Raw genomic sequence first — 14,036 nt, 5'->3', positions numbered from 1 at the left:
CAGGCGAGACATATCAGTTGACACACATATCAGTTGTGGTACGTTTCAGTTGTCGAGCAAATCAACGTGATCGGAGAATCAGATGAGCAACATCCTGGTCGTCGCCACCAGCGTCCCCTCCTACGCGGTGAGCGGCCGTCGCACCGGTCTCTGGCTGGGCGAGCTGACCCACTTCGTCGATGCGGTCGAGGCCGCGGGACACACCACCACGATCGCCAGCATCGACGGCGGCTTCGTGCCCATCGACCCCGAGTCCCTCAGTCACGAGGTGCTGGCGCAGGGCGGCACGCGCGCCCGCTACGACGATCCGGCGTTCATGGATCGTCTGCGGAACACGCCCTCCCTCAAGGACGTCGATGCCGCGGATTTCGACGCGATCTACCTCACCGGCGGCCACGGCGTGATGTTCGACTTCCCGACGGACGAGCGTCTCGCCACCCTGCTGCGCGAGTTCGACGCCGCGGGCAAGGTCGCCTCCGCCGTCTGCCACGGCACCGCGGGTCTCCTCGGCGCCACGAAGGCCGACGGCGCGCCGCTCATCGCCGGCCGCGACATCGCGGGCTTCTCCTGGAACGAGGAGGTGCTCGCCGGCCTCGACGCCATCGTCCCGTTCGATCTCGAGGAGCGGATCGCCGAGCTGGGCGCGACCTACGTCAAGGCCGACGAGCCCTGGGTCCCGTTCGCGGTGACCGACGGCACCATCGTGACCGGCCAGAACCCGGCCAGCGCGCACCCCGTCGCCGAGGGTGTCCTCGCGCTGCTCGCCACGCGCTAGAAGGGGTCTCCGGACGGGTGTCGATTCCGCGTCGCCTCGATCGTCATCACTGTGCCCCGGCCCTGGGGCACAGTGGACATCAGGAGGAATCATGCACTACGCACTTCTGCTCAACAACGCCGAGCCCGCCGAGGGTGAGGTCCCCCTCGAGGCCATGCGGCAGATGCAACGGGCGATGGCGGACTACACCGCCGCGCTGCAGGCCGCGGGCGTGCTCGTCGGCGCGGAGATCCTGGAACCGCAGGCGCGGACCGTCACCGTCACCCGGCGCGACGGTGACCTCCGGGTCCAGGACGGGCCCTTCGCGGACACCCGCGAGGCGCTCGCCGGCGTCTTCATCCTCGACGTGCCCGACCGGGACGCCGCGGTCGCCTGGGCGGAGAAGCATCCCGCCACCCAGTACGCGGTGATCGAGGTCCGCCGGGTCGCCGCGGCCTGCGACGAGGGCATCTGGAACACCGACTCCTGCCCTCAGTGATGCGCGCCGACGCCGGGGTGCGGGCCGAGACCGCCGCCCGCACCTCGTACGGCCGGCTGCTGGCGCTGCTCGCGGCCCGCACGCACGACCTCGCGGCGGCGGAGGACGCGCTCGCCGATGCCTTCGAGCGGGCGCTGACCCGGTGGCCGGTCGACGGCGTGCCCGTCGATCCGGACGCCTGGCTGCTGACGGTCGCCCGGAACCGTCAGCGGGACCGGTGGAAGTCGGCGGCCGAGCGCAGATCCGTCCCGCTCGACGAGGCCGCGCACGACCTCACGGCGACCGGCGAGGCGCCCGACGGGCGTCTCGAGCTGCTCCTGGTCTGCGCGCATCCCGATCTCGCCGGCGCGAGCGTGCCGCTCATGCTCAACACCGTCCTCGGTTTCACCGCCGCGGAGATCGGCGCGGCCTTCCTGATCCCGACCGCGACCATGGCCGCCCGCCTGACTCGGGCCAAGAAGCGGATCGCGCGGGAGCGGATCCCGTTCGTCGTCCCCGATGCCGAGCATCTTCCCGGCCGGCTCGGCCCCGTCCTGGAGGCGGTCTACGGCTCGTACTCCATCGAGTGGCCCACCCCGCCGCGCGAGCGGCACGCGCTGCTCCTCGGCCTCGCCGGGACGATCACCGAGGCCGCGTCGTCCGTCGCCGAGGCGCACGGCCTCGCTGCGCTGCTGTACCTCTCCAGTGCGCGGCTCCCTGCGCGCGTCGACGCGGACGGACGCTACGTGCCGCTCCCGCAGCAGGATCCGCGGCGCTGGGACCGGGACCTCATCGCCGCCGGGCACCGGCACCTGCGCGCCGCGCACGCGCTCGGAACGGTCGGGCGGTTCCAGCTCGAGGCGGCCATCGGAGCGGTGCACTGTGCCCGCCGAGCGGGCGAGGCGCCCGACTGGAGCAACCTGCGCCGCCTCTACGACGCCCTCGTGACACTCGCGCCGACGCGCGGCGCCGCCGTCGCGCGAGCGGCCGTCGTCGCCGAGACCGACGGTGCGCGAGCCGGACTCGGGGCGCTCGAGACCGTCGACGGGGTGGAAGGGCTGCAGTCGGCGTGGGCGCTGCGGGCGCACCTGCTGCGCCGGCTGGGCGACCCCGCAGCGGAAGCCGCTGCTGCGAAGGCGATCTCCCTCACCACTGATCCGGCGGAGCGGGAGTACCTGCGTCGGCTCGCGCACGATTCGGATCGATGACGGCGGAATTCGGGTGGAGTCGCTAGTGTCGGGCACATGGCGGACACCGATGGAATCCGGGTGGGCGACCCTGAACGGCAGCGTGCGGTCGAGCTCCTCGGCGAGGCGATGGCGACCGGTTACCTCACCGTGGAGGAGTTCGACGAGCGCACGCACCGCGCCTACGCCGCGATGACCCGCGGCGAACTGCGGGTGCTGCTGGCGGACTTGCCGATCCGGGACCGGCTATTCCCGCCGGTGGCAGAGGCGACTGCCGATCGTCCAGTGGAGGTTCTCGACATCGAGTGGACGACGGTGCACCGCAAGGGAGTATGGACCGTGCCGGCACGGATGCGCATCGAGGGGTCCACCGGCACCGCGAAGATCGACTTCCGTCAGGCCGATTTCCCGTACGGCGGGGTGGAGATCGACGTGCAGGTCTCGCTGAGCACGGTCAAGGTGCACCTGAGTCCCACTATGCGGGTCGACGTGACCGGGATGGGTTACTCGGGGTGGAGTTCGCTGAAGGACAAGGCCGGTCCGCCGGCGGGGGCGGCGGGGCCGCTTCTGGTGCTGCGCGGCTCGGCGTCGGCGGGTAGCAGCGTCCAACTCCGCCGGTGAGGTGATCGCCGGTTCCGTTGCCGGAGCGTCAGGCGGCGTCACCGTCGATCATGCGCGCGGCGATCGCCGCGGCGGTGTCCTCCGCGGCGGCCTCGCGGGCGCGGTGCCGCGCCGGATCGTCGGACTCCCCGTCCGCCAACAGGAACAGCCCGGAGTCGGCGGCGCCCATGTACCCGGCGAGCCCGTCGACCAGCTGCGCCCGCATGCCGTCGAGATAGCCGTGCTTGCGATAGGTGGCCTCGCCGACGGCGCCGATCGGGAAGAAGTACAGGCGCTTCGGCGCCGCGAGCGCGGTGCCCGCACCGGTGTCGTCGTAGGCCCAGCCGCGGGTGAAGACGCGGTCGACCCAGCCCTTCAACGGGCCCGGCAGCCCCCACCAGTACACGGGGAAGACGATCGCTATCGCGTCGAACGCCTCCAGCCGGCGCTGCTCCGCACGTACGTCATCGGGGACGACGGTGCCGTCCCGGTACGCCGCGTGGTCGGCGTCGGCGAAGGTCGGATCGAAGCCGGCGGCGAGGACGTCGTGGCGCTCGACCTCGGCGTATCCGCCGCGCCGTAGGCCGCGGGCGACGGCCGCGGCGGTGCGCGCGGTGGCGGAGGCGGCGTCGGGATGGGCGGTGACCACGACCGCGCGGAGCTGCTGCTGATTCGTCATACTGAGAGCATGAACTCTGACATCAGTGTCATAGTCAAGCCCGGCCTCCGGATGCGCGACCTGTGTGCCCGCACCGGCGCGACTCCGCGCATGATCCGGCACTACGAGCGGACCGGGATCCTCTCGCCTGCGCGGGAGTCCAACGGCTACCGCGTGTTCACGGAGGAGGACGTCCGCACCGTCGCCGACGCGCGGTGCCTCATCGAGGCCGGGCTGTCAGCGACCGAGACGGCCGAACTGGTCGGCATCGTCTGCGGCGACGGCGGCTCCACAGCGGAGGAGCTCGACGAGGCCCTGACCCGCATCGGCGAACGCCGGGCCGTGCTCGACGAGCGGATCGCCCAGCTCGCCGACGCGCGGGCCAAGCTCGACGAGCTCAGGGACTACGTGCACGAGGCCCGCGGCGTCACCAGATGACGGCGATCCCGGCGGCGAGCAGTGAGAGCGTTCCGGCGGCGTAGAACATCCCCGTGGACCGGCGTGGCCGGTGCGCTTCTGGCGTGCGCTGCCCATGCCGAGGAGACAGCCGGGGACGAGTACTTCCGGCGCCTCAGCGTAGCGAATCGGGCGAATCGTGCATGTCGCTCCGAGTTTCGGGCAGTCGGCGTCGAGGGGTTCCCTGGGCCTGTGGACGGGGCTACGGTCGAATCATGGGTGCAGTCGTCATCGTCGGGGCAGGGCTTGCGGCCGCGAAAGCGGCCGAGGCGCTGCGGGATCTGGGCCACGACGGCCCCATCACGCTGATCGGAGCCGAGCCGTATCGGCCGTACGAGCGGCCGCCGCTGTCCAAGGACTACCTGCAGGGCAAGGCCGAGCGCGACAGCGTCTTCACCTTCGACGCCGACTGGTACGCCGAGCACGACGCGACCCTGCGGACCGGCGTGCGGGCCGTCTCGCTCGATCGGGAGGCGCGCACCGTCGGCCTCGACACGGGGGAGTCGCTGCCCTACGACGACCTGATCCTGGCCACCGGTTCCCGCGCCCGGCCGCTGCCCGGCGCCGACGGGGTGCACTACCTCCGCACGCTCGACGACAGTGATGCCCTGCGCGCCGTCTTCGACCGGGGCGGGCGGCTCGGCGTGGTCGGCGCCGGATGGATCGGGCTCGAGGCCGCGGCGGCGGCGCGCGAGGCGGGCCTGGAGGTCACCGTCGTCGAACCCGCCGAGCAGCCGCTCCTCGGTGCCCTCGGCCCCGAACTCGGCAAGGTCTTCGCCGACCTGCACCGCGCGCACGGCGTCGACCTGCGCACCGGGACAGGTGTGCGGGCCGTCGAACCCGGTGGTCGGGGACTGGTCCTCGACGACGGGACCACGATCGAAACCGACGCCGTGCTCGTCGGGATCGGGGCGATACCGAACATCGAACTCGCCGAGGCCGCGGGCCTGGAGACCGCCGAGGGCGGCGTCGCCGTCGACGCCGGGCTGCGCACCTCCGACCCGCACATCTTCGCCGTGGGCGACATCGCGGCCGCCGAGAACCCGACGGTCGGCCGGCGGGTCCGGGTGGAGCACTGGGCCAATGCGCTCAACCAGCCGCGCGTCGCCGCGGCGAACATCCTGGGCGGCTCCGAGGTCTACGACCGCCTCCCGTACTTCTTCACCGATCAGTACCAGCTCGGCATGGAGTACCTGGGCCTGTCCACCGGCTACGACGACGTGGTGATCCGCGGCGACCGGGACGCCCTCGAATTCGTGGCCTTCTGGCTGGCCGAAGGGCGGGTCCTGGCCGGGATGAACGTGAACGTCTGGGACGTGGGGGATGACGTGCGCGCGCTGATCACCTCCCGACGGGTGGTCGACGTGGCCCGCCTGGCGGACCCCGACGTTCCGTTGTCGGAGGTCTAGCACCCATGGCGTCCGTTCGGCCGACGCGCGCCGTCGGTGCGATCACCGCTGCCGTCGCGGTGGCGGCGCTCGCCGCGGCACCGTCGGAAGCGGCACCGTCGGCCTACTGCGGAACTCCGCTGAACGCTGCGGAGAACGCGCGCATCGTGGGGCTCTCCGACCCGCGGACCCTGCCGACCGCGCCGACCTTCGCCAGTCTGGACGACCTGACGGTCCGGCAGCGCGGCATCGCGGACATCCTTGCGGCGCATCGGGATTGGCGGGGACTGTTCGGGGTCGGGATGGACGGCGTGATCCGCGATGCGGTGACTCCGACGCAGCGCAACGAAGCGGGCCTCGACGACCCGCGTTACGCGAAGTCGCTGTCGATCGATCTGGTGAGCCGCTACCTGCGAGCGGTGCATGCGCAGTGGACGGGCGGCGCGGTGCCGCAGTGGTGGGGCAATTACTTCCGGCTGGCCTCCCGGTGCGAGCTCCCGCCCGGCCGCGTCGCCATGGCCGGCTACAACGCGCACATCACCGTCGACCTCGCGTACACCGTGGCGCAGGCGCGCAGTACACCGGCGAACGCGCTCGACTTCTACCGCATCGTGGACTCGATCGCCAAGAACGGCAACGTGATCCCCGAGCGCAGCAAGCGGATCTACAACGCCGATCTCTGGGGCCTGTGGACCTTCTACTTCTTCGGGCAGGGCCTGGACCGGATCGTCGGCGCGGGCGTGGCCTCGAACCTGATGCTGCGCGCCGCGGACGACGGTTACAACACCCTGACCTTCGCCAACGGTCTCGCGCTGCAGAACCCCGGGGTGCGCCCGGCGACCGAAGGCGCGATCCTCGCGCTCTGGCAGACGGGTGAGGTCGCCTTCGACGTCCTCTCCGGGCTCGGCGGCCTGGGCACCCCGGTTCCGCCGGCGCCGAATCCCGCGCCGCCGCAGCGCCCGTCGCCGGCGCCGGTGCTCGCCGCGAGCGGCCGGTGATCAGCCGGGGGTGGTTCAGAGATCCAGGTGGATGCCCGCATCGTCGACGGTGACCGCCACCCGCGTCAGGTCGGCGACGTGGGCATCGGGGGAGAAGCGGGCGGCGAGGGGACCCACGCCGACGACCCGCATCCCGGCGGCCTTCCCCGCCGCGATGCCGGCCTCCGAGTCCTCGAAGACGATGCAGTCCGCGGGGTCGACGCCGAGCAGAGCCGCGCCCCGCAGGAAACCTTCGGGGGAGGGCTTGCTGGCGCGCACGTCCTCCGCGGTCACGCGCACGACCGGCAGGGGCAGGCCGGCGGCAGCCATCCGCGCCGTCGACAGCGCGACGTCCGCGGAGGTCACCAGCGCATGCGGAGCACCGTCGAGCGCGGCGAGGAAGGCGGGCGCTCCGGCGACGGGCACGATGCCCTCGGTGTCGGCGGTCTCCTCCGCGAGGAGGAGGCGATTCTCGGCGAGATTCAGCTCGGCCGGGCGGTCCGGCAGGAGCGCCGCCATGGTGGCGTGGCCCTGGCGGCCGTGTGCGACAGCGATCACCTCGGCCGGATCCAACCCCTTCTCCAGCGCCCAGCCGGTCCAGCAGCGCTCGACGACGGCGTGCGAATCGACCAGAGTGCCGTCCATGTCCAGCAGTAGAGCGCGAGCAGTGAGCATGGGAGCCTCCTCAGGAAACCAACTGGTCCTGACCACTGTACCGAGTGTGGCCCCGAGCACGGTGTTCCCGATCACTATTTAGCTCATTGCTAAAAGATTGGCGCATCGCTCGGGAGCCGGGGAGTGTATTGGTCATGACCACTTACCGTGACTTCAAGAGCCTGACCGCAGACCCGACCGCCGGCACCGTCTACGCCCGGCTCGCCGACATCCACGAGGACGCCGCGCAGGCCCCGGCCGCGCCCCGCTCCGGCTTCGCCGCCGCCGGCATCCGTGCGGCCCTTCAGCGCTTCGTCTCCGCCAACCCCGAGTACACCGGCCCCGCCGCGCTGCGCTTCTGAGCCGTCAGGGGCGGTGGCCGCGCACCAGGCGGTCGCCGTCCGTCGTCCGGCGGTAGAGCACCTCGCGCCCGCTCCGGGCCCGGTCGATGAGGCCGTTCTCGTAGAGCACGCGCAGCGATTGCGACACCGCCGACGGCGAGATCTCAAGACGGCGGGCGACCTCGCTGACCGCCACGGGCTCGTCGAGCGCGTGGAGGACGTCGGCCTTGGCGCCGCCGATCAGCCGGCGCAGCGCACCGGGCGGTACCACGCGCACCGACTCCGTGAGGGTCGCGCTGCCCCGGGCGGGGTAGCCGACGTGCGGGGCCGCCGTCTCCGGCGAGTGGGCGCTCACCAGCCGGGTCAGGAAGACGCTGGGGATCAGGACCAGCCCCCTGCCCGCGGAGGGGTATTCGCCCGCGTCGCGGCCGTACGCCAGGTCCAGTCGCAGGTGACCGTCCCGGTCCCAGCTGAGGTTCGGATTCAGCGAGGCGAAGAGCTGTGTGGGCCCGCCGAGCGCGAGCTCGCGCCCGCGGAAGGTGATGTCCGCCTCGAGGATCCGGTTGACCGCCGGCCACACGGGTGCGATCGCCACCCGGTGGTAGCGCTCGAGGGCCCCGGCGATGCGCGGCCCGGCCCGCTCCGGTGCGTCGAGTAGCCGCGCCAGCGCGGGTGACGGTTCCGCGCCCTCCCGCATCTCGTCCAACTGTGCATGGATGACCGCGGGGTCCGTCGTGGCGATCGCCCGCAGCCCGTCCGCGAGCGACGGCCGCGGATCGCCCGGTTCGGGGATCGGCGTCAGGAAGTCCGGGATCGCCGCGCCCGACGGTGCCACCAGCGCCCTGATCAGGCGGTGGTCGTACCGGTCGCTCTGGGCGCGCGCGTTCTCGCGCCACCGGTGCAGATGCGCTGCCGGATCGTGCTCGGCGGTCAGGTGGAACAGGCTGAGCGCCGTCTCGTTCAGCGGCGCGAGCACGAAGCGCACGTCCGAGAGATCGCGGACGTCGAGCACGTAGGTCAGCATGAGACGCCCAGCTTAGGGCGGCGCCGGTGCCATCGGGCCCGTTCGTCACTTACCAGCGTTAGCCCGGAACGTTTCCTGCGGATTCGGGTGCGACGAGTGCTTGCTACTCCCTGGTAGCCAAGGGGCCTGCGGTGCGCGCACCGATCAGGACTCGCGGAACTCCGCGGAGGTCAGCCCCTGCTCCTCGGCCTTGCGCAGCTCCACGCGACGGATCTTGCCGCTGATCGTCTTCGGCAGCTCGGCGAAGGCGATACGGCGCACGCGCTTGTACGGCGCGAGGTGCTCGCGGCTGTAGGCGAAGATCGACGTCGCGGTCGCCTCGTCGGGGGAGAAGCCCTCGGCGAGCACGATGTACGCCTTCGGGACCGCCAGGCGCAGCTCGTCGGGCGCGGGGACCACGGCGGCCTCCGCCACGGCCTCGTGCTCCAGCAGCACGGATTCCAGCTCGAAGGGGCTGATCTTGTAGTCGCTGGACTTGAAGACGTCGTCGGTGCGGCCCACGTAGGTCAGGTAGCCGTCCGCGTCCTTCGCGGCCACGTCGCCCGTGTGATAGACGCCGCCCGCCATCACCCGGGCCGTCTTCTCCGGATCGCCGTGGTAGCCCACCATCAGGCCGAGCGGCCGCGGGTCGAGGCGCAGGCAGATCTCGCCCTCGTCCACGTCCTGCTCGCCGGTGGCCGGGTCGACCAGCACCACGTCGTAGCCGGGGCAGGGCCGGCCCATCGATCCGTCCTTGAGGGGTTGCCCGGGCGTGTTCGCGACCTGCACCGTGGTCTCCGTCTGGCCGAAGCCGTCGCGGATCGTCACGCCCCACGCGTTCCGGACGCGGGAGATCACCTCGGGATTGAGCGGCTCGCCCGCGCCCACGACGACCCGCGGCGGGTTCTTCAGGGCCCCGAGGTCGGCCTGGATCAGCATGCGCCACACCGTCGGCGGCGCGCAGAAGCTGGTCACGCCGGCCCGGTCCATCTGCCGCATCAGGGCCGCGGCGTCGAATCGGTCGTAGTTGTAGATGAAGACGCAGGCCTGCGCGATCCACGGCGTGAAGACGTTGCTCCACGCGTGCTTCGCCCACCCCGGGGAACTCACGTTCAGGTGCACGTCCCCGGGGCGCAGGCCGATCCAGTACATCGTCGACAGGTGGCCGACGGGGTAGCTCGCGTGCGTGTGCTCGACCAGCTTCGGCGCGCTCGTGGTGCCCGAGGTGAAGTACAGGAGCAGGGTGTCGTCGGCGTGCGTGACGTGCGAGGGGGTGAAGTCCGACGGTGCCGTGTACGCCGCGGCGAAGGACTCCCAGCCGGACACGGGGTCGCCGACGGCGATCCGGGTGACCTGCGCATCCGCCGGCACGCGTTCGGCCAGTTCGCTGCGCACGATCACGTGCTTCGCGCCGCCGCGGGCGATCCGGTCGGCGATGTCGGCCTCCGCGAGCAGCGTGGTCGCGGGGATGACCACGGCGCCCAGCTTGATCGCGGCGAGCATGACGTCCCAGAGTTCGACCTGGTTCGAGAGCATCAACAGGATCCGGTCGCCCGGGTGCACGCCAGTCGCACGCAGCCAGTTGGCGACGCGATTGCTGCGCGCGCTCATCTCCGCGTAGCTGAACTTCGCCTCGGAGCCGTCCTCCTCGACGATCCACAGGGCGGGAGCGTCGTTGTTCTCGGCCACCCGGTCGAACCAGTCGAGCGCGAAGTTCCACTCGTCGAGCTGCGGCCACCTGAACCGCTCCCGCGCCGCGTCGTAGTCGTCTGCGAGTGCGACCAGCAGGTCGCGCGCGGCGAGGAAGTCTCGATACCCCTGTGTGCTAGCCACTTTCGGCTCCTCCGGTTGATTACTTGGATATCCAAGTATATAGTGATGGGTGACACAGCGCGCAAGGGATTCGCGCTGAACCGCGATCGAGGAGAGAAGGACACACCATGGCTGATGTGCGGACCATCCCGCATTTCATCGACGGTCGCCGCGTGGAGGGGACCGGCCGTACCGCGGACGTCTTCGACCCGAGCACGGGGCAGGTGCAGGCCGCCGTCCCGCTCGCGAGCACCGCTGAGGTCGACGACGTCGTCGCGCGCGCGAAGAAGGCGCAGGTCGAGTGGGCCGCGTTCAATCCGCAGCGCCGCGCCCGCGTCTTCATGAAGTTCATCGAGCTGGTGCATCGGAACGTCGACGAGCTGGCCTCGCTGCTCGCGAGCGAGCACGGCAAGACCGTCGCGGACGCCAAGGGCGACATTCAGCGCGGCATCGAGGTCATCGAGTTCTCGATCGGCATCCCGCACCTGCTCAAGGGCGAGTACACCGAGGGCGCCGGGGCCGGGATCGACGTCTACTCGATGCGGCAGCCCCTCGGCGTCGTCGCCGGCATCACGCCCTTCAACTTCCCGGCCATGATCCCGCTGTGGAAGGCCGGCCCGGCGCTGGCCTGTGGCAACGCCTTCATCCTCAAGCCCTCCGAGCGCGACCCCTCCGTGCCCGTGCGTCTGGCCGAGCTGTTCGTCGAGGCGGGCCTGCCCGAGGGTGTCTTCCAGGTCGTCCACGGCGACAAGGAGGCGGTCGACGCGCTGCTGAACAACCCCGACGTCAAGGCCGTCGGCTTCGTCGGCAGCTCCGACATCGCGCAGTACATCTACGAGACGTGCGCCAAGAACGGCAAGCGCAGCCAGGCCTTCGGCGGCGCCAAGAACCACATGGTGATCCTCCCGGACGCCGACCTGGACCAGGCCGTCGACGCCCTCATCGGCGCCGGCTACGGCTCGGCCGGCGAGCGCTGCATGGCGATCTCCGTCGCCGTGCCGGTCGGCGAGGAGACCGCGAACCGCCTGCGCGAGCGCCTCGTCGAGCGCGTGCAGCAGCTGCGCGTCGGCCACAGCCACGACCCGAAGGCCGACTACGGGCCCCTCATCACCCCGGCCGCGGTGGAGCGCACCAAGAGCTACATCCAGCAGGGCGTGGACGCCGGCGCCGAGCTCGTGGTCGACGGCCGGACACGCACCAGCGACGAGCTGACCTTCGGCGACGCCGACCTCTCCGGGGGCAACTACCTCGGCCCCACCCTGTTCGACCACGTCACCAAGGACATGTCGATCTACACCGACGAGATCTTCGGCCCCGTGCTCTGCATCGTCCGCGCGAACACCTACGAGGAGGCCCTCGCGCTGCCCACCGAGCACGAGTACGGCAACGGCGTGGCGATCTTCACCCGGGACGGCGACGCCGCCCGCGACTTCGTCTCCCGCGTCGAGGTCGGCATGGTCGGCGTGAACGTGCCGATCCCGGTTCCCGTGGCGTACCACACCTTCGGCGGCTGGAAGCGGTCCGGCTTCGGTGACCTGAACCAGCACGGCCCGCACTCGATCCTGTTCTACACCAAGACCAAGACGGTGACCTCGCGCTGGCCCTCGGGCATCAAGGACGGCGCGGAGTTCTCCATCCCGACGATGCACTAGGAGCGGTGCGTTGCCTTACCCGAACCTGACGGGCGACGATCTCGCCATCGTGGAGATGGCCCGGGACTTCGCCCGCAAGCGCCTCGCGCCCTACGCCCTCGAATGGGATGCCGCCAAGCACTTCCCGGTGGCGGAGATGAAGGAGGCGGGCAGCCTCGGCATGGCCGCCATCTACACCCGCGAGGACGTGGGCGGATCCGGCCTGCGCCGGCTCGACGGCGTGCGGATCTTCGAGGAGCTCGCCAAGGGCGACCCCGTGACCGCGGCATTCATCTCGATCCACAACATGTGTACCTGGATGATCGATACCTACGGCTCCGAGGAGCAGCGGCAGGAGTGGATCCCGAAGCTCGCGCCGATGGACGTCATGGCCAGCTACTGCCTCACCGAGCCGGGCGCCGGCTCGGACGCCGCGTCGCTCAGCACCAAGGCCGAGCGAGACGGTGACGACTTCGTGCTCAACGGCACGAAGCAGTTCATCTCCGGCGGCGGCGCGTCCGACCTGTACGTGGTCATGGCGCGCAGCGAGGGCGAGGGCGCGCGCGGCATCTCGACCTTCCTGGTGGACAAGGGGACCCCGGGCCTGTCCTTCGGGCCGCCCGAGGTGAAGATGGGCTGGCACAGCCAGCCCACCACCCAGGTGATCTTCGAGAACGTGCGGATCCCTTCGGATCGGATGTTGGGCGGGGTCGACGGTGCCGGTAAGGGCTTCGGCATCGCGATGAACGGCCTCAACGGCGGCCGCCTCAACATCGCCGCCTGCTCGCTGGGCGGCGCCCAGGCGGCCTACGACAAGGCTCTGCAATACATGACGGAGCGGGAGACCTTCGGGCGGAAGCTGATCGACGAGCCGACGATCCGATTCACGCTCGCCGACATGGCCACCTCGCTCGAGGCCTCGCGCCTGATCCTGTGGCGGGCCGCCACCGCGCTCGACGAGAACGACCCCGACAAGGTCGAGCTGTGCGCCATGGCGAAGAAGTTCGTGACCGAGACCTGTTTCCAGGTGGCTGACCAGGCGCTGCAGCTGCACGGCGGCTACGGCTACCTGCACGAGACCGGTGTCGAGAAGATCGTCCGCGATCTGCGCGTGAACCGGATCCTCGAGGGCACCAATGAGATCATGCGGATGGTCATCGGCCGCGCCGAGGCCGCCCGCGTCCAGGGCAGCAAGTAGGAGAGGCACCCCGACATGAGCACGATCGCATTCCTCGGTCTCGGCCACATGGGCGGCCCGATGGCCAAGAACCTCGTGGCGGCGGGGCACGCCGTCCGCGGCTTCGACCTGGTCCCCGCGGCGCAGGACGCCGCCCGGGCGGCCGGCGTCACGGTGGTCGACACCGCCGAAGAGGCGGTTGCCGGCGCGGACGCCGTGGTCACGATGCTGCCCAACGGGGCCATCGTGAAGTCGGTGTACGAGTCCGTCCTCCCGCACGCGGCGAAGGGAACGCTGTTCATCGACAGCTCCACCATCTCCGTCGACGACGCCCGCGCCGTGCACGCGCTCGCCGAGGCCGCGGGGATGCAGCAGGTGGACGCCCCCGTCTCGGGCGGCGTCAAGGGCGCCGACGCGGGCACCCTCGCCTTCATGGTGGGCGGCGGCGACGCCGCCTTCGCTGCGGCGCAGCCGGTGCTGGATCCGATGGCGGGCAAGGTGATCCACTGCGGCGGCTCCGGCAACGGGCAGGCCGCGAAGGTCTGCAACAACATGATCCTCGCGGTCCAGCAGATCGTCGTGGGGGAGGCCTTCGTCCTCGCCGAGAAGCTCGGGCTGGCGGATCAGGCGCTCTACGACGTGGTCACCGGGGCGACCGGCAACTGCTGGGCCCTGCACACGAACTGTCCCGTGCCGGGGCCGGTGGCGGGGGCACCGTCGGGCAACGATTTCCGGCCCGGCTTCGCGACGGCCCTGATGAACAAGGACCTCGGGCTGGCCATGGACGCCGTGGCATCCACCGGATCGAGTGCGCCGCTCGGTACCCACGCCGCCGAGCTGTACTCTGCGTTCGCGCAGGAGAACGGTGGCCTGGACTTCAGCGCGATCATTCAGACGCTGAGGTAGTCGAACCCAGCAGG

At 71.0% G+C, this 14,036-nt stretch carries 15 protein-coding genes; 11 read left to right on the top strand and 4 right to left on the bottom strand.

Features of this window, described 5'->3' with window-relative positions:
* The first annotated feature begins 82 nt into the window (after positions 1-82).
* From AC21LY_RS19275 to AC21LY_RS19260, 4 genes are all read left to right on the top strand, one after another.
* Entirely contained in the window at positions 83-775 is a 693-nt protein-coding gene (locus AC21LY_RS19275) for a type 1 glutamine amidotransferase domain-containing protein (RefSeq protein ID WP_489048172.1), read from the top strand.
* A gap of 91 nt (positions 776-866) precedes the next feature.
* Positions 867-1,253 carry a YciI family protein gene (locus AC21LY_RS19270; protein WP_489048171.1) on the top strand — a complete coding sequence of 129 codons (387 nt, stop codon included), beginning with the start codon at positions 867-869 and terminating at the stop codon, positions 1,251-1,253.
* Positions 1,253-2,440 carry an RNA polymerase sigma factor gene (locus AC21LY_RS19265; protein ID WP_489048170.1) on the top strand — a complete coding sequence of 396 codons (1,188 nt, stop codon included), beginning with the start codon at positions 1,253-1,255 and terminating at the stop codon, positions 2,438-2,440. The genes AC21LY_RS19270 and AC21LY_RS19265 overlap by 1 nt, the downstream gene beginning before the upstream one ends.
* 36 nt (positions 2,441-2,476) lie before the next feature.
* Positions 2,477-3,040: a DUF1707 SHOCT-like domain-containing protein gene (locus AC21LY_RS19260; protein ID WP_489048169.1), complete on the top strand. Its 564-nt coding sequence runs from the start codon at positions 2,477-2,479 to the stop codon at positions 3,038-3,040.
* Between the two features lie 28 nt (positions 3,041-3,068).
* Here the strand turns inward: AC21LY_RS19260 and AC21LY_RS19255 are convergent, their stop codons facing one another.
* The gene (locus AC21LY_RS19255) at positions 3,069-3,698 is read right to left on the bottom strand and encodes an NAD(P)H-dependent oxidoreductase (RefSeq protein WP_489048168.1); all 630 of its coding nucleotides are present in this window, start codon (positions 3,696-3,698) and stop codon (positions 3,069-3,071) included.
* A 9-nt stretch (positions 3,699-3,707) separates the two neighbouring features.
* Here AC21LY_RS19255 and AC21LY_RS19250 point away from each other — a divergent pair, with 9 nt between their 5' ends.
* From AC21LY_RS19250 to AC21LY_RS19240, 3 genes are all read left to right on the top strand, one after another.
* Positions 3,708-4,115, top strand: a complete 408-nt coding sequence (locus AC21LY_RS19250) for a MerR family transcriptional regulator (RefSeq protein ID WP_489048167.1) — start codon at positions 3,708-3,710, stop codon at positions 4,113-4,115.
* A 233-nt stretch (positions 4,116-4,348) separates the two neighbouring features.
* The gene (locus AC21LY_RS19245) at positions 4,349-5,542 is read left to right on the top strand and encodes an NAD(P)/FAD-dependent oxidoreductase (RefSeq protein WP_489048166.1); all 1,194 of its coding nucleotides are present in this window, start codon (positions 4,349-4,351) and stop codon (positions 5,540-5,542) included.
* Positions 5,543-5,547: 5 nt separating this feature from the next.
* Positions 5,548-6,519 (top strand): DUF5995 family protein, encoded by a 972-nt coding sequence (locus tag AC21LY_RS19240; protein ID WP_489048165.1) that lies wholly within the window; start codon positions 5,548-5,550, stop codon positions 6,517-6,519.
* A gap of 15 nt (positions 6,520-6,534) precedes the next feature.
* Here AC21LY_RS19240 and AC21LY_RS19235 read toward each other — a convergent pair whose 3' ends face one another.
* Positions 6,535-7,173, bottom strand: a complete 639-nt coding sequence (locus AC21LY_RS19235) for an HAD-IA family hydrolase (protein ID WP_489048164.1) — start codon at positions 7,171-7,173, stop codon at positions 6,535-6,537.
* A 134-nt stretch (positions 7,174-7,307) separates the two neighbouring features.
* Here AC21LY_RS19235 and AC21LY_RS19230 point away from each other — a divergent pair, with 134 nt between their 5' ends.
* A complete protein-coding gene (locus AC21LY_RS19230; RefSeq protein WP_489048163.1) occupies positions 7,308-7,514 on the top strand; it encodes a hypothetical protein in 207 nt (68 codons plus the stop codon).
* Positions 7,515-7,518: 4 nt separating this feature from the next.
* Here the strand turns inward: AC21LY_RS19230 and AC21LY_RS19225 are convergent, their stop codons facing one another.
* Positions 7,519-8,517: an ArsR/SmtB family transcription factor gene (locus AC21LY_RS19225; protein ID WP_489048162.1), complete on the bottom strand. Its 999-nt coding sequence runs from the start codon at positions 8,515-8,517 to the stop codon at positions 7,519-7,521.
* A gap of 144 nt (positions 8,518-8,661) precedes the next feature.
* A complete protein-coding gene (locus AC21LY_RS19220) occupies positions 8,662-10,329 on the bottom strand; it encodes an AMP-binding protein (RefSeq protein WP_489048161.1) in 1,668 nt (555 codons plus the stop codon).
* 107 nt (positions 10,330-10,436) lie between these two features.
* Between AC21LY_RS19220 and AC21LY_RS19215 the strand changes: the two genes are divergently transcribed.
* Genes AC21LY_RS19215 through mmsB form a run of 3 tightly spaced genes read left to right on the top strand, consistent with a single transcriptional unit; the run spans position 10,437 to position 14,022 of the window.
* Positions 10,437-11,960, top strand: a complete 1,524-nt coding sequence (locus AC21LY_RS19215; RefSeq protein ID WP_489048160.1) for a CoA-acylating methylmalonate-semialdehyde dehydrogenase — start codon at positions 10,437-10,439, stop codon at positions 11,958-11,960.
* A gap of 10 nt (positions 11,961-11,970) precedes the next feature.
* A complete protein-coding gene (locus AC21LY_RS19210; RefSeq protein WP_489048159.1) occupies positions 11,971-13,137 on the top strand; it encodes an acyl-CoA dehydrogenase family protein in 1,167 nt (388 codons plus the stop codon).
* A 15-nt stretch (positions 13,138-13,152) separates the two neighbouring features.
* Positions 13,153-14,022, top strand: coding sequence for a 3-hydroxyisobutyrate dehydrogenase (gene mmsB / locus AC21LY_RS19205; RefSeq protein WP_489048158.1), 870 nt, complete (start codon positions 13,153-13,155; stop codon positions 14,020-14,022).
* Positions 14,023-14,036 lie beyond the last annotated feature (14 nt).

The sequence above is a fragment of the Tsukamurella sp. II2bb genome (genome assembly GCF_057815145.1).
Note: the sequence above shows the minus strand (reverse complement) of the source record. Positions and strands in the feature narration are given on the sequence as shown.

Coding starts and splice junctions, on each gene's coding strand:
- AC21LY_RS19275 (WP_489048172.1), top strand. CDS start 83: ATGAGCAACATCCTGGTCGTCGCCACCAGCGTCCCCTCCTACGCGGTG.
- AC21LY_RS19270 (WP_489048171.1), top strand. CDS start 867: ATGCACTACGCACTTCTGCTCAACAACGCCGAGCCCGCCGAGGGTGAG.
- AC21LY_RS19265 (WP_489048170.1), top strand. CDS start 1,253: ATGCGCGCCGACGCCGGGGTGCGGGCCGAGACCGCCGCCCGCACCTCG.
- AC21LY_RS19260 (WP_489048169.1), top strand. CDS start 2,477: ATGGCGGACACCGATGGAATCCGGGTGGGCGACCCTGAACGGCAGCGT.
- AC21LY_RS19255 (WP_489048168.1), bottom strand. CDS start 3,698: ATGACGAATCAGCAGCAGCTCCGCGCGGTCGTGGTCACCGCCCATCCC.
- AC21LY_RS19250 (WP_489048167.1), top strand. CDS start 3,708: ATGAACTCTGACATCAGTGTCATAGTCAAGCCCGGCCTCCGGATGCGC.
- AC21LY_RS19245 (WP_489048166.1), top strand. CDS start 4,349: ATGGGTGCAGTCGTCATCGTCGGGGCAGGGCTTGCGGCCGCGAAAGCG.
- AC21LY_RS19240 (WP_489048165.1), top strand. CDS start 5,548: ATGGCGTCCGTTCGGCCGACGCGCGCCGTCGGTGCGATCACCGCTGCC.
- AC21LY_RS19235 (WP_489048164.1), bottom strand. CDS start 7,173: ATGCTCACTGCTCGCGCTCTACTGCTGGACATGGACGGCACTCTGGTC.
- AC21LY_RS19230 (WP_489048163.1), top strand. CDS start 7,308: ATGACCACTTACCGTGACTTCAAGAGCCTGACCGCAGACCCGACCGCC.
- AC21LY_RS19225 (WP_489048162.1), bottom strand. CDS start 8,517: ATGCTGACCTACGTGCTCGACGTCCGCGATCTCTCGGACGTGCGCTTC.
- AC21LY_RS19215 (WP_489048160.1), top strand. CDS start 10,437: ATGGCTGATGTGCGGACCATCCCGCATTTCATCGACGGTCGCCGCGTG.
- mmsB (WP_489048158.1), top strand. CDS start 13,153: ATGAGCACGATCGCATTCCTCGGTCTCGGCCACATGGGCGGCCCGATG.